This window comes from Streptomyces boluensis, from assembly GCF_009908195.1.
Taxonomy (GTDB): Bacteria; Actinomycetota; Actinomycetes; order Streptomycetales; family Streptomycetaceae; genus Streptomyces; species Streptomyces boluensis.
Genome location: NZ_JAAAHS010000611.1, coordinates 1 through 2,728, shown reverse-complemented (window position 1 = coordinate 2,728; position 2,728 = coordinate 1). Strand labels below are relative to the sequence as shown.

2 protein-coding genes are annotated in these 2,728 nt (G+C 71.1%); one reads left to right on the top strand and one right to left on the bottom strand.

The features are described from left to right. Positions 1-76: 76 nt before the first annotated feature. The gene (locus tag GUY60_RS36580; RefSeq protein WP_161705813.1) at positions 77-886 is read right to left on the bottom strand and encodes a class I SAM-dependent methyltransferase; all 810 of its coding nucleotides are present in this window, start codon (positions 884-886) and stop codon (positions 77-79) included. Positions 887-1,067: 181 nt separating this feature from the next. Between GUY60_RS36580 and GUY60_RS36575 the strand changes: the two genes are divergently transcribed. After that, on the top strand, positions 1,068-2,687 hold the full coding sequence (locus GUY60_RS36575) for an ABC-F family ATP-binding cassette domain-containing protein (RefSeq protein WP_161705812.1): 1,620 nt from the start codon (positions 1,068-1,070) through the stop codon (positions 2,685-2,687). The last annotated feature ends 41 nt before the right edge of the window (positions 2,688-2,728 follow it).

Sequence of the window (2,728 nt, the reverse complement as noted above, 5' to 3'; positions counted from 1 at the left end):
ACCTATGGGCCCGCCGACCGCCCCACCCACACGCCGCCCGACCCCCGCGCAGGCGCCGGGCGGAGGGCCGGGTCCGTCAGACCCGGCAGAGGATCTCGCCGTGCAGTACGGCGAACCAGCCGTCCTCGCGTGTGCCCCACTCGCGCCACGCCTCGGCGAGTGCCTCCAGGTCGGCGGGCGTCGCGTGGCCGGACTCGGTGGCGCGGTTCGCGTACGTGGAGGCGGTGGTGCGCTCGGCCCAGAGTCCGGACCACCAGGCGCGCTCGTCGGGGGTGCTGAACGTCCAGGCCGAGGACGTCGCCGTCACTTCGGTGAGGCCGGCTTCCAGGGCCCAGGATTTGAGCCTGCGGCCCGCGTCCGGTTCGCCGCCGTTCGCGCGGGCGACCCGGCGGTAGAGGTCCAGCCAGTCTTCGAGGCCCGGCACCTGCGGGTACCAGGTCATCGCCGCGTAGTCGGAGTCGCGTACGGCGACGATGCCGCCGGGCTTCACCACCCGCCGCAGCTCGCGCAGCGCCTGCACCGGGTCGCCCACGTGCTGCAGCACCTGATGGGCGTGGGCCACGCAGAACGTGTCGTCGGGGAAGTCGAGCGCGTGCACGTCGGCGACCGCGAACTCCACGTTGTCCAGGCCGCGTTCGGCCACGGCGGCACGTGCGGTGTCGAGGATGCCGGGCGCCGCGTCGACCCCGGTGACGCTGCCCTGCGGGACCAGGGCGGCCAGGTCGGCGGTGATGGTGCCGGGGCCGCAGCCGACGTCCAGGATCTTCATGTGCGGCTTGAGCTCCCCGACGAGGTACGCGGCGGAGTTGGCGGCGGTCCGCCAGGTGTGCGAGCGCAGCACGGACGCGTGGTGCCCGTGGGTGTAGACGGCGGTCTCCTTCGGCATGACGCGGTCTCCTTACGCGGTGGCCCCGGGGTCCACACTCCGGGTGCGATGACCGAACCGTACGCGAGCATGTCGAATATTGAGACCCGAATCTCGGAGTGTGGACGCCGCGGTGGGTGCGAGTACGGGTGCCTGAAACGCGTTTGCCCTGGCGGTGGCCGCGCACGGAGAATGCGGAACCATGGGTCACTTGGAAGCCGCGCACCTCGAGTACTACCTCCCCGACGGGCGCGCCCTGCTCGGCGATGTCTCCTTCCGGGTGGGCGAGGGCGCCGTCGTCGCCCTGGTCGGACCGAACGGCGCGGGCAAGACGACCCTGCTCCGGCTGATCTCCGGCGAGCTCCAGCCGCACGGCGGCACCGTCAACGTCAGCGGTGGCCTCGGTGTGATGCCCCAGTTCGTGGGCTCCGTACGGGACGAGACCACCGTGCGCGACCTGCTCGTGTCGGTGGCGAACCCGCGTATCCGCGAGGCCGCGAAGGCCGTGGACGCCGCCGAGCACAAGATCATGACGGTCGACGACGAGGCCGCGCAGATGAGTTACGCGCAGGCGCTCTCCGACTGGGCCGAGGCCCAGGGGTACGAGGCCGAGACCATCTGGGACATGTGCACCATGGCCGCCCTCGGCGTGCCCTACGACAAGGCCCAGTTCCGCGAGGTCCGCACCCTCAGCGGCGGCGAGCAGAAACGCCTCGTCCTGGAGTCCCTGCTGCGCGGCGCCGACGAGGTCCTGCTCCTCGACGAACCGGACAACTACCTCGACGTACCCGGAAAGCGCTGGCTGGAGGAGAAGCTCAAGGAGACCCGTAAGACGGTGCTCTTCGTTTCCCACGACCGGGAGCTGCTCGCCCGCGCCGCCGAGAAGATCGTCAGCGTCGAGCCGAGCCCCGAGGGTGCCGACGCGTGGATGCACGGCGGCGGCTTCGGCACGTACCACGAGGCGCGCCGTGAACGCTTCGCCCGCTTCGAGGAGCTGCGCCGCCGCTGGGACGAGAAGCACGCCCAGCTGAAGAAGGTCGTCCTCAACCTGCGCCAGGCCGCGTCGATCAGCCACGAGCTGGCCTCGCGGTACGCGGCCGCCCAGACCCGGCTGCGCAAGTTCGAGGAGGCGGGTCCGCCGCCCGAGCCGCCGCGCGAGCAGGACATCACGATGCGCCTGCACGGTGGCCGTACCGGCGTAAGGTCCGTGACCTGCAAGGGACTTGAGCTGACCGGCCTGATGAAACCGTTCGACCTGGAGGTCTTCTACGGCGAACGGGTCGCGGTACTCGGCTCCAACGGCTCCGGCAAATCGCACTTCCTGCGGCTGCTCGCCGGGGACGAGGTGGCGCACACCGGCGAGTGGAAGCTCGGCGCGCGCGTGCTGCCCGGCCACTTCGCGCAGACCCACGCGCACCCGGAGCTGTTCGGCCGCCCGCTGCTCGACATCCTGTGGCGCGAGCACTCCCAGGACCGGGGCGCCGCGATGTCCCGGCTGCGGCGGTACGAGCTGACGGGGCAGGCGGAGCAGAAGTTCGAGCGGCTCTCCGGCGGCCAGCAGGCCCGCTTCCAGATTCTGCTGCTCGAACTGGAGGGCTGCACCGCGCTGCTCCTCGACGAGCCGACGGACAACCTCGACCTGGAGTCCGCCGAAGCTCTGCAGGAAGGTCTGGAAGCGTTCCAGGGCACGGTCCTCGCCGTCACCCACGACCGCTGGTTCGCCCGTGCGTTTGATCGGTATCTGGTGTTCGGCAGTGATGGTCGTGTCCGTGAGTCGGCGGAGCCGGTGTGGGACGAGCGGCGGGTGGAGCGGGTCCGCTGACCCGCCTGCTTCTTCCCCTCCCCGCCCCTTCCCGAAAGTCC

Coding starts and splice junctions, on each gene's coding strand:
- GUY60_RS36580 (WP_161705813.1), bottom strand. CDS start 886: ATGCCGAAGGAGACCGCCGTCTACACCCACGGGCACCACGCGTCCGTG.
- GUY60_RS36575 (WP_161705812.1), top strand. CDS start 1,068: ATGGGTCACTTGGAAGCCGCGCACCTCGAGTACTACCTCCCCGACGGG.